Origin of the sequence: Prochlorococcus marinus str. GP2 (assembly GCF_000759885.1) — a bacterium.
Classification (GTDB): Bacteria; Cyanobacteriota; Cyanobacteriia; order PCC-6307; family Cyanobiaceae; genus Prochlorococcus_A; species Prochlorococcus_A marinus_J.
On record NZ_JNAH01000008.1, the window covers coordinates 150,162 to 167,901 of the forward strand.

24 protein-coding genes are annotated in these 17,740 nt (G+C 32.4%); 12 read left to right on the forward strand and 12 right to left on the reverse strand.

The features are described 5' to 3' along the window. Nucleotides 1-599: 599 nt before the first annotated feature. From EU91_RS01605 to EU91_RS01585, 5 genes are all read left to right on the forward strand, one after another. A complete protein-coding gene (locus tag EU91_RS01605) occupies nt 600-782 on the forward strand; it encodes a hypothetical protein (protein WP_032524964.1) in 183 nt (60 codons plus the stop codon). Nucleotides 783-854: 72 nt separating this feature from the next. Further along, a complete protein-coding gene (locus EU91_RS01600; RefSeq protein ID WP_032525251.1) occupies nt 855-1,373 on the forward strand; it encodes a hypothetical protein in 519 nt (172 codons plus the stop codon). 1 nt (nt 1,374) lies between these two features. Beyond that, nucleotides 1,375-2,235, forward strand: a complete 861-nt coding sequence (locus EU91_RS01595) for an LOG family protein (RefSeq protein WP_032524965.1) — start codon at nt 1,375-1,377, stop codon at nt 2,233-2,235. A 628-nt stretch (nt 2,236-2,863) separates the two neighbouring features. Then, on the forward strand, nt 2,864-3,130 hold the full coding sequence (locus tag EU91_RS01590; protein ID WP_032524966.1) for a hypothetical protein: 267 nt from the start codon (nt 2,864-2,866) through the stop codon (nt 3,128-3,130). A gap of 61 nt (nt 3,131-3,191) precedes the next feature. Beyond that, nucleotides 3,192-3,452 (forward strand): hypothetical protein, encoded by a 261-nt coding sequence (locus EU91_RS01585; protein WP_025932146.1) that lies wholly within the window; start codon nt 3,192-3,194, stop codon nt 3,450-3,452. Between the two features lie 472 nt (nt 3,453-3,924). Here the strand turns inward: EU91_RS01585 and EU91_RS09700 are convergent, their stop codons facing one another. After that, a complete protein-coding gene (locus EU91_RS09700; protein ID WP_257472148.1) occupies nt 3,925-4,056 on the reverse strand; it encodes a hypothetical protein in 132 nt (43 codons plus the stop codon). A 4-nt stretch (nt 4,057-4,060) separates the two neighbouring features. Beyond that, nucleotides 4,061-4,243 carry a hypothetical protein gene (locus EU91_RS01580; protein ID WP_032524967.1) on the reverse strand — a complete coding sequence of 61 codons (183 nt, stop codon included), beginning with the start codon at nt 4,241-4,243 and terminating at the stop codon, nt 4,061-4,063. A 227-nt stretch (nt 4,244-4,470) separates the two neighbouring features. On the opposite strand from EU91_RS01580, the gene EU91_RS09545 reads away from it, so the two are divergent. Together EU91_RS09545 and EU91_RS09550 are read left to right on the forward strand one after the other, a co-directional pair. Beyond that, nucleotides 4,471-4,608, forward strand: a complete 138-nt coding sequence (locus EU91_RS09545) for a hypothetical protein (RefSeq protein WP_193741644.1) — start codon at nt 4,471-4,473, stop codon at nt 4,606-4,608. A 135-nt stretch (nt 4,609-4,743) separates the two neighbouring features. Beyond that, nucleotides 4,744-4,887 carry a hypothetical protein gene (locus EU91_RS09550; protein WP_158078868.1) on the forward strand — a complete coding sequence of 48 codons (144 nt, stop codon included), beginning with the start codon at nt 4,744-4,746 and terminating at the stop codon, nt 4,885-4,887. A 227-nt stretch (nt 4,888-5,114) separates the two neighbouring features. On the opposite strand, the gene EU91_RS01575 is transcribed toward EU91_RS09550, so the two are convergent. From EU91_RS01575 to EU91_RS01560, 4 genes are all read right to left on the reverse strand, one after another. Then, a complete protein-coding gene (locus EU91_RS01575; protein ID WP_032524968.1) occupies nt 5,115-5,309 on the reverse strand; it encodes a hypothetical protein in 195 nt (64 codons plus the stop codon). Nucleotides 5,310-5,543: 234 nt separating this feature from the next. Beyond that, the gene (locus EU91_RS01570) at nt 5,544-6,263 is read right to left on the reverse strand and encodes a phosphoesterase (protein WP_144010883.1); all 720 of its coding nucleotides are present in this window, start codon (nt 6,261-6,263) and stop codon (nt 5,544-5,546) included. After that, nucleotides 6,260-7,075: a metallophosphoesterase family protein gene (locus tag EU91_RS01565; RefSeq protein WP_032524969.1), complete on the reverse strand. Its 816-nt coding sequence runs from the start codon at nt 7,073-7,075 to the stop codon at nt 6,260-6,262. The genes EU91_RS01570 and EU91_RS01565 overlap by 4 nt, the downstream gene beginning before the upstream one ends. A 7-nt stretch (nt 7,076-7,082) precedes the next feature. After that, nucleotides 7,083-7,865: a GTP-binding protein gene (locus EU91_RS01560; protein WP_032524970.1), complete on the reverse strand. Its 783-nt coding sequence runs from the start codon at nt 7,863-7,865 to the stop codon at nt 7,083-7,085. Between the two features lie 248 nt (nt 7,866-8,113). Between EU91_RS01560 and EU91_RS01555 the strand changes: the two genes are divergently transcribed. Next, the gene (locus EU91_RS01555; protein ID WP_032524971.1) at nt 8,114-8,572 is read left to right on the forward strand and encodes an EVE domain-containing protein; all 459 of its coding nucleotides are present in this window, start codon (nt 8,114-8,116) and stop codon (nt 8,570-8,572) included. A 4-nt stretch (nt 8,573-8,576) separates the two neighbouring features. Here EU91_RS01555 and EU91_RS01550 read toward each other — a convergent pair whose 3' ends face one another. The 3 genes from EU91_RS01550 to EU91_RS01540 all read right to left on the reverse strand — a co-directional run bounded on the left by EU91_RS01550 (nt 8,577) and on the right by EU91_RS01540 (nt 9,750). Further along, on the reverse strand, nt 8,577-8,828 hold the full coding sequence (locus EU91_RS01550; protein WP_032524972.1) for a DUF2811 domain-containing protein: 252 nt from the start codon (nt 8,826-8,828) through the stop codon (nt 8,577-8,579). A gap of 311 nt (nt 8,829-9,139) precedes the next feature. Then, nucleotides 9,140-9,511, reverse strand: a complete 372-nt coding sequence (locus EU91_RS01545; protein ID WP_032524973.1) for a DUF1818 family protein — start codon at nt 9,509-9,511, stop codon at nt 9,140-9,142. A 2-nt stretch (nt 9,512-9,513) separates the two neighbouring features. Next, complete coding sequence (locus EU91_RS01540; protein ID WP_032524974.1) at nt 9,514-9,750, reverse strand: DNA-directed RNA polymerase subunit omega; 237 nt, start codon at nt 9,748-9,750, stop codon at nt 9,514-9,516. 98 nt (nt 9,751-9,848) lie between these two features. On the opposite strand from EU91_RS01540, the gene EU91_RS01535 reads away from it, so the two are divergent. Beyond that, nucleotides 9,849-11,417, forward strand: a complete 1,569-nt coding sequence (locus EU91_RS01535; protein WP_032525254.1) for an Hsp70 family protein — start codon at nt 9,849-9,851, stop codon at nt 11,415-11,417. Nucleotides 11,418-11,424: 7 nt separating this feature from the next. On the opposite strand, the gene pyrR is transcribed toward EU91_RS01535, so the two are convergent. After that, on the reverse strand, nt 11,425-11,961 hold the full coding sequence (gene pyrR / locus EU91_RS01530; protein ID WP_032524975.1) for a bifunctional pyr operon transcriptional regulator/uracil phosphoribosyltransferase PyrR: 537 nt from the start codon (nt 11,959-11,961) through the stop codon (nt 11,425-11,427). Nucleotides 11,962-12,098: 137 nt separating this feature from the next. Between pyrR and gpmI the strand changes: the two genes are divergently transcribed. Then, nucleotides 12,099-13,721, forward strand: coding sequence for a 2,3-bisphosphoglycerate-independent phosphoglycerate mutase (gpmI, locus tag EU91_RS01525; RefSeq protein WP_032524976.1), 1,623 nt, complete (start codon nt 12,099-12,101; stop codon nt 13,719-13,721). Nucleotides 13,722-13,745: 24 nt separating this feature from the next. Further along, a complete protein-coding gene (gene secG, locus EU91_RS01520) occupies nt 13,746-13,973 on the forward strand; it encodes a preprotein translocase subunit SecG (RefSeq protein ID WP_032524977.1) in 228 nt (75 codons plus the stop codon). Between the two features lie 72 nt (nt 13,974-14,045). Here secG and groL read toward each other — a convergent pair whose 3' ends face one another. Beyond that, nucleotides 14,046-15,683 carry a chaperonin GroEL gene (groL, locus tag EU91_RS01515; RefSeq protein WP_032524978.1) on the reverse strand — a complete coding sequence of 546 codons (1,638 nt, stop codon included), beginning with the start codon at nt 15,681-15,683 and terminating at the stop codon, nt 14,046-14,048. A 51-nt stretch (nt 15,684-15,734) separates the two neighbouring features. Next, nucleotides 15,735-16,046 carry a co-chaperone GroES gene (groES, locus tag EU91_RS01510; protein WP_032524979.1) on the reverse strand — a complete coding sequence of 104 codons (312 nt, stop codon included), beginning with the start codon at nt 16,044-16,046 and terminating at the stop codon, nt 15,735-15,737. 220 nt (nt 16,047-16,266) lie between these two features. On the opposite strand from groES, the gene atpD reads away from it, so the two are divergent. Then, nucleotides 16,267-17,727 (forward strand): F0F1 ATP synthase subunit beta, encoded by a 1,461-nt coding sequence (gene atpD / locus EU91_RS01505; protein WP_032524980.1) that lies wholly within the window; start codon nt 16,267-16,269, stop codon nt 17,725-17,727. Nucleotides 17,728-17,740 lie beyond the last annotated feature (13 nt).

Below are 17,740 nucleotides of genomic sequence, written 5' to 3' on the forward strand. Positions count from 1 at the left end.
GATCCATTGATATGAATTAAGAAAAGTTTTAGCTAATGAACGGAACACTCGTCTAGCTATTACTGGGATAACAAGTTTTAGAGATTTTTATCCAAACTTTACCCAATCTTTTTTAAAGATAAAATTAAAACCTTTGAAGATATTTTTCTGTTCATTATTTTTACTTTGAGAGTTTTTTGAACCTTAATCCGTACAATTTTGTTCCTCTAACCGCACACAACAAACTTGAGATTAACTATTCAAATGAATTAAAACATAAGTGTAGTCAATAGGTAATTCTTGTGGCACTAAACGACACATTCACTATCAAAGAGATAGGGTAGGATACAAAAAATCTTTGATTCGATATTAAAACAAAAAAACTTGAAGTTTAATGGAATAAAGAATGCGAACAGCATCCTAGTAATAACCATTGCAAAACTTTTTGCTATTAATAGTCCAATTTTTTGAGTATTCTTACGCTTGATTTTTATATATCATCCGTACTAGACCATAGTCAGATAGAAAGGAGGAAAAGCAAATGACTAATTTAACTATAGAGATCTTATTTTGGGCAATTTTAATTTCTTATTTAGGATTAAGGTTTTCTATAACCCGAGATGGCTTCAAAAAACAGTATTAACAAGGAGGAAGAAATGAAACTTCAAACACAATTCACAGTTCCGAACAAAGCTCTGCGTAATCTTGATTATGTAAATAAAGCAGAAGTTTTAGAAAAAACTTTTAAGAGAGCATGTCAAGATTACCCAACTAAAGAAGATTGTTTAGTTTGTTGTAACTGACTATTTATTAATTAGTTTTCATAGCTTATAAATTCTAAAAATATAAATAAATTTTTAATGAGAGGTTTAACTATGAAATTAAAATTTATGCCAACAACAATTTTTAGAGAAACCCCAAAAGTGACATTCTTTGATGCAGGTTTGGAGGAATCTAATGGTTGTGATGTAGTAATTCACTCTGGAAAGGCAATATCTCCTCCTGATAATTTTAAAGGTGAACAATATTATGTTCACAATCATCAAATTGATCACAACTTAGTTATCACTGGAGAAAGAACGTTTGTTTTAATAAATCCTTCATGGGATGAACCACATCATGTGATTTTTTTAAATAGATCTATGGGGGCATTAAAAATTCCTATTGGGACTTATCACAGATCAATTTCAGGGAAAGAAGGTAGTATTGTTTTAAATCAACCCAAAAGAGATAAATTTTTTGATCCCGCTAAAGAATTCATCCCACAAAAATTAGATAAAATAAGTTTAATTAAGGCGAGAAAGAGTCTTCCTGTTTATTGGATTTTCGAAGATAATCAAATTAAGCGAGTCAGCTTTAATCCGTTAGAACGAAAAATTAAGACCCTTGTTTGATATGAACAAAACAAAAAAAGGTCTTTCAACTAAACTTAATAATTCAAAGAATCTTAATTTAATTATTAATTCTGAAGCATATAAATTGGCTTATGAAGATCTTGGTTTGCTCAGCCTAAACGAAATGCGCGGTGTCAGAATGCTGCTTGAAATTACTAAACCAGATTTAATCCTAGAAGAAAATAAAATTCTTTCAACCATAATAATTTTTGGAGGTGCAAGTATTGATGAAGAATCAAAAACAAAAGAGAAAATTGACGACATAAAAAAGTTAATTAAAAAAAATCCTTCATCTATTTTGCTTAAACGCAATTTAAATAGACTTGAAAATTTGTTATCAATGAGTCACTATTATCAATCCGCAAGGGAGTTTTCTAAACTTGCTTCAATTGATAATCAAAGTAAAGCATGTAATTCACATGTGATCGTGACTGGTGGGGGTCCAGGGATTATGGAAGCTGCTAATAGAGGTGCGTTTGAAGCAAATTGCAAATCTATAGGGTTAAATATCAGTCTCCCCAATGAACAAATACCCAATTCTTTTATAACTCCAGGTCTTTGCTTTAAGTTTAATTATTTTGCATTAAGAAAGATCCATTTCGTCATGAGATCAATAGGAGCTGTATTTTTCCCTGGAGGTTTTGGAACATTGGATGAATTATTTGAACTATTAACACTCCGTCAAACAGGAATGAAAAATAAAATTCCAATAATACTTTTTGGAAGAGAATATTGGAATAAAATAATTAATTTCGAATATTTAGCTGATCTTGGATTAATTGCAGATGAGCACTTAAATCTTTTTGAATATGCAGACACTGCATCTGAAGCATGGGAAATTATCAAATCATCAAATATCTAAAATTAGGATAACAATACAAAAATAATGAAGTTTCCCTTAACACATCAGACTTTCCTAAAGAGATAATTTGATAGATAATCAGTTTATATGAAAGTTACCCAAACTTTGTCCAAACCCTATAATTTCACCCAAATCCATTGATATGAATGAAGAAAATTTCTGGCTAATGAACTATGTGCCAGCTTGATATGACTAGGTTTTTCAAATTTTATTAAATTTCTATTCTAGCAAAATTCTAGCAAAACTAATAAATATAAAGACATTTTCTGAGGAAAAGATTTAGGATAATTTGTGATTGAAAGCCGATCTAACCTCGACCCTACTTTTTTAGATAAAGTACCTATATTTTCTTATTGATTTAAAAGTTATTATTTTTGCAAATAACAGGATTAAAAAAATGATGAAACTTGCAATCATTTTCTTACCAATTGTCTTTGCACTTATATGGGCTTTGTTTATTGGGTTAAGAATAAATAAAGTAGAAAATAGAGATGGAAAGAGAAAATTAATTAATTATTAAAAATAAGATTTAAATATAGAAGTCTTCTTCCATCCTTCCTCTTTCTTGCATTTTTCTTATATCTTCGTAAGTATGCGTATATAGGCTTTCACATAGGGGTTGACGATTATGAAAATTCCAATCGAAATGATGAAAGAAATTAGAGAAAGTGGGTACGATAAAAAGCTTGTATATACCTACATAAGAGAGCTATTAGACAGCGATAAAGAAATTAAAGAAAATAACAATCTAGACCTTGTAGACAATTACTTATTAGATAAAAATTTACAAGAACCTGCTCCTGAGATGCTTATGGCAGCAGAGCTTTTAGACGATTACTTATTAGATAAAAGATTTATGAGAGAACTTGAAGATGAAGAATATGATGCTGCTTAAAAGTAACTATTAAATACGATTGACAGTCGATCTAACATAGAGGGATAAAACCATCTTTTTTATGAATACCTTAATAGTTTCTACTTTTGATTGTTCTTTTGAAGATTTCGATAAATTTGTAGCCGATTTCCATGAAAAGGAGGGACATAAATATGTCGAAGAATATGAACTCATCAAGGTAAATGACCATAAAAGTCACTTGATACTTAAAGTCAAAGATTTAGAAGGATTTGCTGCTGCTACAAGTACTCCAGAGATGAAAGAGTGGGATAAAGAAAATGGTTATAAAGACATTTGTTATTCACTAACTCCAGTTGAATAAATTGAAACGCTCACTAAGATATGATGTGGTCTGATGATTAAAGATTTAATTAATCATGATTAAATCAATCTTAAGGATTCATGCAAAATATTTGAGACCGATTAATTTATTTATACGACAGTTCTGGTGATCGACTCGACCAAGGTTGACCAACTAGATCTTCACTAACCAATGGTCTGCAACACCAAGGTAAATTAACTTTTCTAACCTTTACGGAAAGTAAGTTAAGTGATCAGAAATTAAACTTTCAGTATTAATTCTGAACTATCTTAAAAATAAAGTCGTTTGTAAAGCATGAAGAAGTGAGTAATCATTTTTACTTTCAAAACTAATTTCTAAGAAAATTCTTAATCTGATTATTAAATAGATCTCCTTTCTGTCGTCACCATTTAAAAAAGACCTGTAAAAGGGTCTTTTTTTTATGTCTTAAATTTTATTTATTGACTGTTAATCCACAAATAATTAAATATTTTTATCTCGCTCTTTCGCGATCAGTTAATGCTTTTTCAAAAGTAAAAAAGAAAGTACAAATACTATTCAATGCAACCAACAAAAGAACTACTGATCTTCCATGTTGATTTAATTGAAGTGATCTTTGAGTCATACTCTTAATAATCTTCATTGTAATCGGATGGACTACCAGTTAAAGAACAAACAACTGATTCCTCTTTTTTCATTTCTTTTATTTCCATTATTGGTCTGCCCATTTTCTTAAGAACATCTATATCTTCTTTAGTCTGACAGCGAGCAATTATGTTTCCTTTTCGATCAAAGCAACTGTAGTAAGTCATTTTATTAAATGCAATTTAAAGTTTATGGTTGATTTCAGTTGCAGCAAGGCAACTATCTCATGACAACCATATTTCTAATTTAGGTCAGCCATAGATTTAAATGGCTAAAAAAACATACCTCTTTCCGTACCTAAATGTTCCTCAAACCGCACACATTAGATACGCAGTGTTTTAGTCAAATCAATTAGAACAAAGAGGTAGTTAAACAAATATACAAAGGAGAATTTATGAGTGGAGATTTTGAGACTCTTGAAAGTAATCAACCCAAAATTAAATATTTAAAACCAGAAGATAATACAGAATGGTTAGACAAATTAATTAATAATATTGAGGAGATGAAGAACAAGATATCAAAAGATTCTTAGAAATCTAAGAAAAAAACTTTTTTATTTGATCTTTAGTTTGAATGAAAAGAAATTCAAAAAAGAATTTAAATTTTGTATTTAAGGTAACCGCTTTTTTGTGAGCATTATTCAGAATAAGAGTCCGACTAATTTTTTATGCAAAAAAATTTAGATGAAAATTCTTATGAAAAAAGAATTGAAAATATAGAAAAAGGAAAATCTTATTTAAAAAGTAATGGATTTTTTAAATCAAAATCTAATCTATTCGAAGACATACAAAGATTTATCTATAAAAGATAATTTAAAAAATATTTTTTACTTTTGATTAATTAAATCTCTCCATAAGCAAGCCATCACATAAAAGAAAGAAAGACTTGAAAAGGTTAGGAGAAAAAAAGAATGGGTCAATTTTCTATAACTAAATTAGACCAAATAATCCTGCAGTAAAACCAACAGCCGAAAAAAATGTGAACTCAATCAAATCTCTTGGGGCAGAGTTCATAAATAAACTGATTTGAGTCATGATTTTATGACTTGAGAGAATCTTTTAAATCAAACTTTTCAGCTTTTTCAGTTTGACATTCAGTATCATCTTCAGCGCATTTGATTTCAGCTTTTTTGTTCATGTGGCTACTACAACCGCCAGCTATAACTGGTAAAGCGGTTGTAGCCGTAAAACCAGTTAAACATGCAAAGGCGATATAAGGAAAAAGTCTTTTCATTTAATTGTTACTTTATGTAAACTTATTATGTTACATAAAAAGCTCAAGTGTGAGTAGCTGATAATTCGCATGCACCCCATACCAACCATCGCTTCCCTAAATAGAAACTTTGATGGATAATTAACATATAAGAATTCTGATTCTAGCAGAATTTTAGCAGATAAATTACTCCAAATCCCTTGATATGACTGAAGAAAATTTTTGGCTAATGAAGTGGGTACTTGATGCTAAAAACTAAAGCCTTCCAAATCCCTTAATTCTTTTTTCTGTTTTATATCCTGCTTGTACGAATTGAGTATTATCAGTCCCGACATCATAAAGAGTATAATTTTTTCCTGCCCCAATACCAATAACAGCTTTTTGAGGAACTTTCTGCTCTTTCTTACGATTTCCATTTAAATCTTCTACTTCAGAATTAACAATCCCCTCTGTCAATTCCAAGTGAAACTGTTGTTTACTTCTTGCAGTAAATAATCTGTTTACCTGAAGACGTGTAAGTCTATCAAGGAGTGTCAGTGGCGGCGTATCTAGTGTTAAATTTTCGCCAACATCTTTTGAGCTTCCGTGAATCAAACCACAATCAAGTTCAACAAATCCAAATTGAAGTGCTGCTATCCAATCAAGAAATGATTTGTCTACAGCATTCGTAAGAGACTTAACTACTTCTTCACCCTTATTTATTCTCAAAGCTTCAGCTCTTTGATCACCACGGTAACCACTTTCCAAGAGGATTTGTTCTTCCCACCAACCATATATGCACCATGGTTGTAAATCATTACTTTTTGGATTAATTAACCTATGGAGAAGCCTATTACAGTTTTTTTCAGGACCTATCATATCCCCCAAAACAAAAAGAGTTATATTACCAGGAGTTTTTTTTAAGTCTTTTTGAATAAGTTCATAAGTATCTAGATCCCCTTTAAGACCACTTACGAGTGCCCAGCGTTCTATCATCTTTCACAAACATGAGATGCATCTTCAGCTTGTTCTGCAAATTCGAATCCATTTTTTAAACGCCATGCAAAAATCGGAGGAAGACCGGCATCTATTATTGCTTTACAAGTAAGTTCAATATCATATTCCACTTCTCTAATTTTTACTTCATTAGTGACATCGTTATAAACAACATAAGTAGCTTTAGTTCCTCCATGTCTTGGCTCTCCAACTGAACCTGCATTTACTATTCTTCGCATCGGCAATTGAATTTCTTTTTCTTGAGTATCTTTGGGAACAGCATTTTTGATCTTTACAGCAATTGAACCATCTGCTAATTCGCGAATATAAGGTTGGTGAGTATGACCACAAAATAGAATCTCTGCTCTGGCATTTTCAACTCTCTCAAGAGCTGCGAATGCATCCATATCGGGTAGAAGATATTCATGTTGACTATTAGGACTACCATGAACAAAAAGACACTTATCTTTACGTATTGAGTAGGGTAGATTAGCTAGATAATCCTTATTTTCTGTAGTTAATTTATCTGTAGTCCATTGATGAGCAAAATGACCTCTTTTTTCAGCAAGCTGAGAAGGATAACTACAATCGCAAGCATCTAATCCATCAACAACGTCTTCGTCCCAACATCCCTGACAAGTAGGAATTTCTTTATCTCTTATTAACTCAATAACCTCATTAGGTTGAGGACCATAACCCACTAGATCTCCAAGACAGGTAATATTTGTAATTCCTTGGAGTTCAATATCTTTTAAGACAGCCTCTACTGCAGGTAGATTTGCATGTAAACATGAGATGACAGCTTGATTCATTTTTAAGTTAACGGCGAGCAGTTTGTAATTGTGAATTTCTAAGTGAAGTTTGATGATGATCTAGTACAGCATCATTAAGAAGGCAATTATGAATCGTTGCTTTTATTGACTCGAAGTTTAAATTTTTCCCTTGTATAACAATTTCAGAACATCTTTCTGGTCTTCCATTAAGAGGGGCAACTTGGTTTAATGTTTGATATTGAGATCCTTGCTGACTGACTATCCAATTAAACAAGATGTAACGCCCATCAGGTAAGTTCATCAATGCTTTTGCTCTATATACATCCCCATAAGCACCATTAACTAATTCAAACCAAAAAGTATTCAAGCTTGCAGGATCCCAAATATGCTTTTGAAGATCAAGGCTTATTGATTCAATTTCTCTAAAATCTAAAGTATCTTTAATTGATAATTCTGGATCTCTACCAAAATGAAGATATCTATTTGGTTGGAGATTATATTTTTCAAGTTCATTAATAATTCTCAGATCAACTCCATTAATACCCTGAGATTTAGGTGTAAAAAATTGTGGAAATTCAATAATAATTAAAATGTTTTCTTTATCTTTCTCTGATATTGAGTTTGAAATAGATAAGTCTAATAAGTTAGGAATTTGATCTTTCAAAAAAGCAAAATCAATTTTTGAATTTATTGCTTGCTCTAAATTAATTTCGGAATATCCTCCTAGACGTAAGTAACCACAATTACCAGAATAATTCTTAAAAGTATTTAATATCCAATTTGTCTTACCGCATCCTGGCGAACCTGATATTAAACAGACTTGACTCATAAAAAATACTACCTAATGTATAAAATTTACACCAATATGAAAATGAAAATCATTTCTGTTTTCGATTTTAAATATTTATTTTTTGATTTAAGTGATAAAAACATTAATATTTAGAGAATTAATTACTCCATACCAACCATCACTTTCCTAAATAGATAATTTGATGGATAATTAACCTAGATTTGAACGTTTTTAATATTCTGTTCACACACCGTTCACACATTGTAATTTTCTTCTAAATTATTGATATGACTGAAATAAACTACTGGCTAATGAAAAGTGAACCTCATGCTTATAGTATCGACAATTTAAAAAATGATGGAGTTACTTTATGGGATGGCATAAGAAATTATCAAGCTCGAAATTTCATGAGAAATATGAATAAAGGAGATAAAGTCTTTTTTTATCATTCAAACTGTAAACCGCCAGGTATTGTGGGGCTCATGGAGGTTATAGATCTAAAAATTGTTGATCCTACTCAATTTGATAAAGACTCAAAGTATTTTGATCCAAAATCGAAAACTGAAAATCCGAGATGGGATTGTGTAAAAGTAAAATATATATCAAAGTCAAAAAATATTTTAAGTTTGCCAGAATTAAGGATTTTATTTAGTGAAGATGATTTATTAGTCGTAAAGAAAGGGAATAGGTTGTCTATATTGCCTGTTAGAAATGATATAGCAAAAATACTACTAGAAAAAATATGAAATTTTAGTCATTAAAATTCATCGAAAACATATTTCCAATATAGAGTCTCGTTAAGTCCCTACTATGAAATCCGTTTTGCATCAAAAACCCTGCAATAGCAGCTTGTAATATCCTGTATTGATCCCAATTAGGATGTTCCTCTACAAATTCTTTCAAAGCCTTTTGGAGATTTTCGTGAAGATCACATTTAAAACTAATTACTTCATCTTTTTGATTTAAAACTAAAGGATTTAAATCATTATTTAACTCATGCATTTTCAAAAAATTTATTGAAATTAAAACTACAAGAACTAGTTTTCTTCAAAATCACTAAATCGTCAACATGTTTAATTATTAAGACAGTCTCACGAATAGAATAATGAGAACATAGTCATCACAATGGGGTTCTTAGAAGCTAATTTTCTAAGAAGAATTCTTACAAAAATATATAGATTATTTTGATTTTAAAAGTTTTCCACATGACTTAGTTAACTAAATAATTTTTTAAAAATATTTGTGGAAAAAATGTGAAAAAATTTTTTAAGCTCGGGGAAATATTTTCCAAAATTTCCAACTTTATTAATCTTTTAATCCATTGATTCCCACATCTTTTTTATTTCATAAAATAAATTTTGTGCTAATGGTATCGGCCAATACATTTCGAAAGATCTTGTTTGGTCTTGACTTTCAAAAACAAACCTCAAGCTCCACTCATTCTTTTTTCCTTGCAACTCAACATACCAAGGGAGCTGTTCCAACTCTAGAGTAATAGACTCCTCATCCATTAATTCATTTTTAATATCTATAAGTTGGTCATTAATTCTCAGAAGTAATAGGTAAAGCAAATGAAATTCACTTTTTTGTAACTCAACTGACCAATTATCAATACCAATCAAAAAGCAAAATTTGCCTTTTTTAAAATCTTTAAGTAGTCTCCATCTTCTTTTGTCCTTAACCAAAATTAACCAGGAAGTAAATCTGGTTGGTCTTGTTCATCGCTTAGTTCAATTATTGACCTTTGTACAGGTTTAATAGTTGACTCTTCTAATAGTCCATCAAAATCATCAAAACGTCTTTGCTTAGCTCTGAAAGCAATTCTTACTGTTGTTAAATATCTGTTAGTTGATTTTCTAATTAAGCTTTCACCTCTTTTTGCAAGATCATTAGAATCAATTCCCGCATTACTTGATATGTTCATTAAAAAAATTTTTTATTATAAAATATATTTTACAGTTTATTGGACCGATTCAAAACATAAATTACAAAAAGCACTTAATTAATTCAAAAAAAATTTATATGAAAAAAAAATTATCTGGAACACTTGCTATTGATTTAGGAAATACTAATACTGTTGTAGCTTTTCAGGATCAAAATGATAACAATGCCATTTTAATCGAATTACCGAATATAACATCATCTCCGGGAATTATACCTACAGCAGTTTGGTTCGAGGAACCTTCAAAAACTCTTAAAATTGGTATTAGTGCTTTAAAGATGAGAGATAACACTAATTCTGAGCTTTTTTTTCATTCTAATTTTAAAAGATTAATTGGAAATTCTATTGAAAAAATTAACAAAAAAAATATCTTGAACCCTACTGAATGTGGAGAAAAATTTCTTAAATTTTTATGGGAAACCATTCCTCAAAAATATGAAATAAAGAGACTTGTTTTAACTGCTCCGATTGATACATATAAAGGTTATAGAGAATGGTTAGTTAACCTTTGTGGAGGAATAACTGTAGATGAAATAGCGCTTGTTGATGAGCCAACTGCTGCAAGTTTAGGAATAAATGTACCATTCGGTTCCAAAATTATGACATTAGATTTTGGAGGAAGTACGATCGATATGAATATAGTCAAAATAGAGGGAGGGGAAGGGAAATCAGGCCCAATAGCTGAACTACTAAAATTCAAAGGAAATGATGTTAGCTCAATTTCAAAACAAAAAATAAGGTGCGCTGAAATAATTGGTAAAACAGGTTCAAAAATTGGAGGTAAAGATATTGATCAGTGGATCGTAGATTATTTTATTCCGGACAATGAATATGCAATTAATTCATTAAGGGCAGAAGAAATAAAATGTAAACTAAGTTCAAAAGAAATCAAAAATGAAACAAAATACCCAATAAAATTTTTAATCGAAGGAAATAAAGAAGAGGAATATTACCTAAGTAAAGAAATATTTGAGAAGATTGTTACTGAAAACAATCTTCTTAATCATCTTAACTCTTTGCTTAAAGATTTATTAAATCAAGCAAGAGGGAAATTTTGCACAGTCGAAGATTTAAATGCAATTATTTTGGTTGGGGGGGGATCTCAAATACCTTTAGTTAAAGAATGGATAACAAAAAAGATTTCAAAAATACAAATAAAATCGCCACCTCCCATTGAATCAATAGCTTTGGGAGCTCTAGCAATGACCCCTGGGGTAAAAATTAAAGATATATTAACCAAAGGATTATCTATAAGATTATTTAATAGAAGAGAACAAAAACACTTTTGGCATCCTATTTTTTGCAGAGGTCAAACGTGGCCTACTGAAAACCCATTTAAACTTGTCCTTCAAGCCAGTAGAAATAATCAGAAAATATTTGAAATAGTAATTGGAGAAACAAAAAGAGAAAGAAAATATGATGTGATTTTTGAAAATGGATTACCAAAATTATCAGAAGTTCAAAGTGAAGAAGAAATTATAAAATGGGACAAAGAACCACTAAAAATAGAACTGCAAAATAAAACTATTCCTGGCGAAGATAACTTGACACTTTTCTTTGACATTACTAAAAAAGCTGATTTATTAGTTAGATGTTTTGATATAAAAGATGAATTTTTAGGAGAATATAATTTAGGAAATATCTTTTAAACTTCAATTACTCAAGAAAAACTCCTTCTTCATTATCAACACTATTAAGACGTAAACTAATAATTTCATTTTTCCTAGTCGGGACTTTCTTTCCGCAAAAATCAGGTTGGATAGGTAATTCTCTATGACCTCTATCTACCATTGCTAATAACATCACTCTTTTTGGTCTACCCCATGAGTTTAGAGCATCCATTGCAGCCCTAATTGTTCTACCTGTATAAATTACATCATCTATCAAGAGAATTTCTTTTTTCTCAATAGGAGTTGGAATGTCAGTTGCTTTTATTAGGCGAGTACCAACTCTATTTTGATCATCTCTATAAAAAGTTGGATCAATAATTCCTGTTTTCACTTTTATACCTGTTTTAGACATTAATTCTTTTTCTATAACTTTGGCAAGATCAATTCCTCTAGTAGGTATACCAACCAAAAGCAAATTATCTAGACTTTTAACTTTTTCAACAATTTGGGAAGTTAAACGTGAAACAGTTTTCCTAAGCTGCACTTCGGAAAGTATTACGATCCTTCTTGTGTTATTTGGCATATTTATCAATAAATAAAATAAGTTCAATATTTTCATAAATTAGCAAAAGCTAACTATGTAAAATATAAATTGTTAAAGAACAGCGTTTACAGCTAAATTTAAGCTTGGATCACTTAATAAGTAATTTGATCTAAAAAATGTCAAAGATTATCAGCAAAAATATAAATAGGTTAAATGCCCCTCAGATTCCCGTTGTTCTTGCAATACTAGATGGTTGGGGATATAGAGAAGATGTTTCAGACAATGCTATAAAAAGCGCTAGTACACCAGTTATGGATTCTTTATGGCACGCATATCCTCACACTTTGATAAGTGCCAGTGGATCTGATGTAGGTCTTCCAGATGGTCAAATGGGTAATTCAGAAGTAGGTCATCTTACCATTGGTTCGGGAAGAATAATCCAACAAGAGCTTGTAAGAATCTCAAATGTCGTAAAAAACAATCAGTTAGGCATGGTTGGTGAACTAAAGGAGATGGCTGATTCATTAAAGAAAAACAATTCTACTTTGCATATCACTGGATTATGTTCTGATGGAGGAGTTCACAGTCATATCGATCATTTATTAGGTTTAATAAAATGGGCATCTGATAATGGCCTCAAAAAAGTAGCAATTCATATTATTACCGATGGAAGAGATACTCCTGCAAAAAGTGCATCTAAATATATAAATCAAATAGAGTCATGCATAAAAAAATTCAATACAGGTGAAATAGCTTCTATATGTGGAAGATACTGGATAATGGATAGAAATCTTTTATGGGACAGAACAGAAAAGGCATATGCTAATTTAACTGATCCAGAAATTAAATTAACGAATATTTCTCCTCAGGATTACATTAAAAAAAGTTATAAAAAAAATATAACTGATGAATTTATAGAGCCCATACGAATATCTGAAAACTATCTAAAAGATGGGGATAGTTTAATTTGCTTTAACTTCCGTCCAGACAGAGCTAGACAAATAATAAAATCCCTTGCAAAGAAAGAATTTTTAGATTTTGAAAGAAAATTTTTCCCTAAGCTAGATTTAGTTACTTTTACTCAATATGATCCAAATTTATCAGTTAAGGTTGCATTTCCTCCTGAATCTCTCAATAATTTTATTGGCCAAATAGTTTCAGAAAATGGACTAAAACAATACAGAACCGCAGAAACAGAAAAATATCCTCATGTAACATATTTTTTTAATGGAGGAGTAGAAATCCCTTTACCTGGAGAAGAGAGACATTTAATTCCATCTCCAAGAGTGGCAACTTATGATATGGAACCAGAGATGTCTGCCGAAGAATTAACTATTAGTTGCTCTGAAGCTATTAAAAGTGGAAACTATGCTTTTGTTGTTATAAATTTCGCTAATCCTGATATGGTAGGTCACACAGGCAATATGAATGCAACAATTAAAGCTATAGAAACCGTAGATAAATGTATTGGTCAAATAGTAAATGCTACTGGGGAAATGGGTGGAAGTATTCTTATAACAGCTGATCATGGTAACGCAGAGGTAATGAAAGGGCCTGCAGGCGAACCATGGACAGCACACACAACAAATAAAGTTCCATTAATTTTCATCGAGGGAGAAAAAAGAAAAATCCCGAATATGGGAAATGAGATTTATTTAAGGGATAATGCAGGCTTAGCAGATATTGCACCAACTTTATTACAGTTATTAAATCTACCAACTCCAAAAGAAATGACAGGAAAATCACTTATTAAAGAAATCGAGTTGAAAGGTTATAATAAAGTCGTACAACATGTCTAATATTAATAAAATACAATTTAAGAAATGGTTCAAATTTTAAGTTGGATATGGGTTTTTTCTGGGACTATTCTGATCCTCCTAGTTTTGCTTCATAGCCCAAAAGGTGATGGCATGGGCGGAATCGCAGCTAGTGGAAGCTCAATGTTCAATAGCGCAAGTAGTGCAGAAGCATCTCTCAACAAAATAACTTGGACATTTTTAGTAATATTTTTGTCACTAGCAATTATCCTTAGCGCCGGCTGGATTGGATAAGGTTTGCGAAAAAAAAGGGATCATTAAAATGATCCCTTAAACTTAAAAGTTAGTATATCAACTTTTGTTTAGTTAATAATCAAAGTCACCGCCCATACCTGGAGCTCCTGCAGGTGCAGATGATTCTTTTTTCTCAGGTAAATCTGCAACTATGCATTCAGTAGTAAGAACCATTCCTGCTATGGAAGCTGCATTTTGTAATCCTGAACGTGTAACTTTTGCAGGATCTACTATACCAGCTGCGGACATATCAACATACTCTCCAGTAGCAGCATTAAATCCATCGTTAAATGGCTTAGACTTTACATTCTCAGCGATAACAGCGCCATTAGAACCTGCATTTTCTGCAATCCTCATAAGAGGCGCAGTTAGTGAAGCCTCTACAATATTAGCTCCTATTAATTCTTCTCCTACTAAATTTTTATCAGCCCAATCTTTTAAAATTGGAGATAAATGGGCAAGAGTTGTTCCTCCTCCAGGTACAATTCCTTCTTCAACAGCGGCTTTAGTGGCGTTGATAGCATCTTCAAGACGAAGTTTTTTGTCTTTCATCTCAGTTTCAGTTGCAGCTCCAACCTTAATTACTGCTACTCCTCCAGCTAATTTTGCTAAACGCTCTTGAAGCTTCTCTTTGTCATATGAGGAATCCGTCTCATCCATTTGCTTTTTAATTTGATCACATCTAGATTTAACAGCTTCTTCATTCCCTTCAGCCACTATTGTTGTAGTCTCTTTATTGATGGTTATCCTTCTACCAGTTCCCAGCATATCTAAAGTAGCATTCTCTAATTTCAAGCCTGCATCTTCAGTTATAAGTTGACCGTTAGTTAAGACAGCCATATCTTCAAGCATAGCTTTTCTTCTATCACCAAATCCAGGAGCCTTTACTGCCGCAACATTTAAGACCCCTCTTAATCTATTAACTACAAGAGTAGCTAAAGCCTCTTTCTCTATATCTTCTGCAATAATGACTAGTGGCTTTCCTGTTTTAGCTATTTGTTCCAAAACAGGTACTAAATCTTGTACTAAGGCAATTTTTTTATCAGTTAGAAGAATATATGGTTCATCTAAAACAGCTTCCATTCTCTCTGTGTCTGTTGCGAAATAAGGTGAAATGTAGCCTTTATCAAAACGCATTCCCTCAGTAACCTCTAATTCGGTAGTCATTGATTTTCCTTCTTCTAGGGAAATAACACCTTCTTTCCCTACTTTATCCATAGCATTGGCGATCATTTGACCTACCTCTTCATCATTTCCAGCTGCAATAGTTCCGCATTGAGCAATAGCATTACTATCACTGATAGGTTTAGAATTCTCCTGAATCTTACCAACTAGAAATTCTGTGGCTTTATCAATTCCTTTTTTTAAGGTGATTGCATTAGCCCCTGCAGCAACGTTTCTTAAACCGGCTTTAACCATTGCATGCGCTAGAACAGTAGCAGTTGTAGTACCATCTCCAGCAGCATCATTAGTTTTTGACGCGGCTTGTCTAATTAATGCAACCCCTGTATTTTCAATGTGGTCTTCTAACTCAATCTCTTTAGCGATTGTGACACCATCATTAATAATTTGTGGAGCACCAAATTTTTTCTCTAAGACAACATTTCTTCCTTTTGGTCCAAGCGTTACAGCCACAGACTCAGCAAGGATATCGATTCCTCTCTCGAGCGCTCTACGAGCTTGCTCATTGTAAATAATTCTTTTAGCCATGTTTAGGCAGCAATTTAATAATAAGTTTTAATAATTTTTGAAACAAATATTCTAGCCTACTACAGCTAAAATATCTTTTTCAGAGAGTAAGACATATTCATCTCCTCCCAATTTAATGTCAGTTCCAGCATATTTGCTGTACAAGACTTTGTCCCCAATACTCACTTCAGGAGTTTGTCGAGAACCATCTTCGTTAAGTTTCCCAGGACCTACCTGAGCAACCTCTCCTATCTGTGGTTTTTCTTTAGCTGTATCAGGCAAAAGTATGCCCCCAGCAGTTTTTTCCTCAGATGCGGAAACTTTGATAAATATTCTATCTCCCAGTGGTTTAACTGTAGAGACTGTAAGTGAAACAGCTGCCATAGATTAATGGAGGATCATGATTGAGACGCTTTGCGTCATAAAAAGAGGAAAGAGAATTTCTCTATCCGTATCATCAACAACATAATCCGCAAAGCAGCATTTAAACCATACTTTAACTGTTCGGGTGGCCGAACCGATTTAACGAATCTACCCATGAGGTGGTAGTATTTTCGGATTATGAGCTGTTTTAAATCAGCTATTCATCACCTAACAATAAAAAATGGTAGCAACTCCATCAACTTCTTCACAAACAAAAGGCGTAGTTCGTCAAGTAATTGGACCAGTTCTAGATGTAGAATTCCCCGCCGGAAAATTACCCAAAATATTAAATGCTTTAAGAATTGAAGCAAAAAATCCCGCTGGACAAGAGATAGCGCTCACTGCAGAGGTCCAACAGCTTCTTGGTGATCATAGGGTCAGAGCAGTAGCTATGAGTGGTACAGACGGCCTTGTAAGAGGTATGGAGGCAATTGACACAGGTGCTCCAATATCTGTACCTGTAGGAGAAGCAACTTTAGGAAGAATATTTAATGTTTTAGGAGAACCAGTAGACGAGCAAGGTCCAGTACAAACTAAAGACACTGCCCCAATCCATAGAGCTGCTCCAAAATTAACTGACCTAGAAACTAAACCAAAAGTTTTTGAAACTGGAATAAAAGTTATCGATCTACTAGCTCCCTACAGACAAGGAGGGAAAGTAGGATTATTTGGAGGTGCTGGTGTAGGTAAGACCGTCTTGATTCAAGAGTTAATTAATAACATTGCTAAGGAGCATGGTGGAGTATCTGTATTTGGAGGCGTAGGAGAAAGAACAAGAGAAGGGAACGATTTATATGAAGAATTTAAAGAATCAGGTGTTATTAATGCAGATGATTTAACTCAATCAAAAGTTGCTTTATGCTTCGGACAGATGAACGAGCCTCCTGGCGCAAGAATGAGAGTAGGATTGTCTGCACTCACAATGGCTGAACATTTTAGAGATGTAAATAAGCAAGACGTTCTACTTTTTGTCGATAACATTTTTAGATTTGTGCAAGCTGGCTCTGAAGTATCAGCATTACTCGGAAGAATGCCTTCGGCAGTTGGATACCAACCTACTCTGGGGACTGACGTTGGTGAACTACAGGAAAGAATTACTTCTACATTAGAAGGTTCTATAACCTCCATTCAAGCTGTTTATGTACCTGCAGATGACCTAACTGATCCTGCTCCAGCAACAACTTTTGCTCATTTAGATGCAACCACAGTGTTAGCAAGGGCTCTCGCAGCCAAGGGAATTTATCCAGCAGTTGACCCACTAGACTCAACAAGTACGATGCTTCAACCATCTGTTGTTGGAGATGAACATTACAAAACTGCTAGAGCTGTACAATCAACTTTGCAAAGATATAAAGAACTACAAGACATTATTGCAATTCTTGGTTTAGATGAACTTTCTGAAGAGGATAGATTAACAGTTGATAGGGCTAGAAAAATTGAAAAATTCCTTTCACAACCTTTTTTCGTAGCAGAAATATTTACAGGAATGTCTGGTAAATACGTGAAATTAGAAGACACCATAGCTGGTTTTAATATGATTTTGTCAGGTGAATTAGACGATTTACCAGAACAGGCATTTTACTTAGTTGGCAACATTGATGAAGTAAAAGCAAAGGCTGAAAAAATTAAGTCAGAAAAATAATATCTATTTACAA

Bases quoted from the DNA above. Each gene is read 5' to 3' on its own strand.
- EU91_RS01605 (WP_032524964.1), top strand. From the start codon at position 600: ATGGCTTCAAAAAACAGTATTAACAAGGAGGAAGAAATGAAACTTCAA.
- EU91_RS01600 (WP_032525251.1), top strand. From the start codon at position 855: ATGAAATTAAAATTTATGCCAACAACAATTTTTAGAGAAACCCCAAAA.
- EU91_RS01595 (WP_032524965.1), top strand. From the start codon at position 1,375: ATGAACAAAACAAAAAAAGGTCTTTCAACTAAACTTAATAATTCAAAG.
- EU91_RS01590 (WP_032524966.1), top strand. From the start codon at position 2,864: ATGAAAATTCCAATCGAAATGATGAAAGAAATTAGAGAAAGTGGGTAC.
- EU91_RS01585 (WP_025932146.1), top strand. From the start codon at position 3,192: ATGAATACCTTAATAGTTTCTACTTTTGATTGTTCTTTTGAAGATTTC.
- EU91_RS09700 (WP_257472148.1), bottom strand. From the start codon at position 4,056: ATGACTCAAAGATCACTTCAATTAAATCAACATGGAAGATCAGTAGTT.
- EU91_RS01580 (WP_032524967.1), bottom strand. From the start codon at position 4,243: ATGACTTACTACAGTTGCTTTGATCGAAAAGGAAACATAATTGCTCGC.
- EU91_RS09545 (WP_193741644.1), top strand. From the start codon at position 4,471: ATGAGTGGAGATTTTGAGACTCTTGAAAGTAATCAACCCAAAATTAAA.
- EU91_RS09550 (WP_158078868.1), top strand. From the start codon at position 4,744: ATGCAAAAAAATTTAGATGAAAATTCTTATGAAAAAAGAATTGAAAAT.
- EU91_RS01575 (WP_032524968.1), bottom strand. From the start codon at position 5,309: ATGAAAAGACTTTTTCCTTATATCGCCTTTGCATGTTTAACTGGTTTT.
- EU91_RS01570 (WP_144010883.1), bottom strand. From the start codon at position 6,263: ATGATAGAACGCTGGGCACTCGTAAGTGGTCTTAAAGGGGATCTAGAT.
- EU91_RS01565 (WP_032524969.1), bottom strand. From the start codon at position 7,075: ATGAATCAAGCTGTCATCTCATGTTTACATGCAAATCTACCTGCAGTA.
- EU91_RS01560 (WP_032524970.1), bottom strand. From the start codon at position 7,865: ATGAGTCAAGTCTGTTTAATATCAGGTTCGCCAGGATGCGGTAAGACA.
- EU91_RS01555 (WP_032524971.1), top strand. From the start codon at position 8,114: ATGACTGAAATAAACTACTGGCTAATGAAAAGTGAACCTCATGCTTAT.
- EU91_RS01550 (WP_032524972.1), bottom strand. From the start codon at position 8,828: ATGCATGAGTTAAATAATGATTTAAATCCTTTAGTTTTAAATCAAAAA.
- EU91_RS01540 (WP_032524974.1), bottom strand. From the start codon at position 9,750: ATGAACATATCAAGTAATGCGGGAATTGATTCTAATGATCTTGCAAAA.
- EU91_RS01535 (WP_032525254.1), top strand. From the start codon at position 9,849: ATGAAAAAAAAATTATCTGGAACACTTGCTATTGATTTAGGAAATACT.
- pyrR (WP_032524975.1), bottom strand. From the start codon at position 11,961: ATGCCAAATAACACAAGAAGGATCGTAATACTTTCCGAAGTGCAGCTT.
- gpmI (WP_032524976.1), top strand. From the start codon at position 12,099: ATGTCAAAGATTATCAGCAAAAATATAAATAGGTTAAATGCCCCTCAG.
- secG (WP_032524977.1), top strand. From the start codon at position 13,746: ATGGTTCAAATTTTAAGTTGGATATGGGTTTTTTCTGGGACTATTCTG.
- groL (WP_032524978.1), bottom strand. From the start codon at position 15,683: ATGGCTAAAAGAATTATTTACAATGAGCAAGCTCGTAGAGCGCTCGAG.
- groES (WP_032524979.1), bottom strand. From the start codon at position 16,046: ATGGCAGCTGTTTCACTTACAGTCTCTACAGTTAAACCACTGGGAGAT.
- atpD (WP_032524980.1), top strand. From the start codon at position 16,267: ATGGTAGCAACTCCATCAACTTCTTCACAAACAAAAGGCGTAGTTCGT.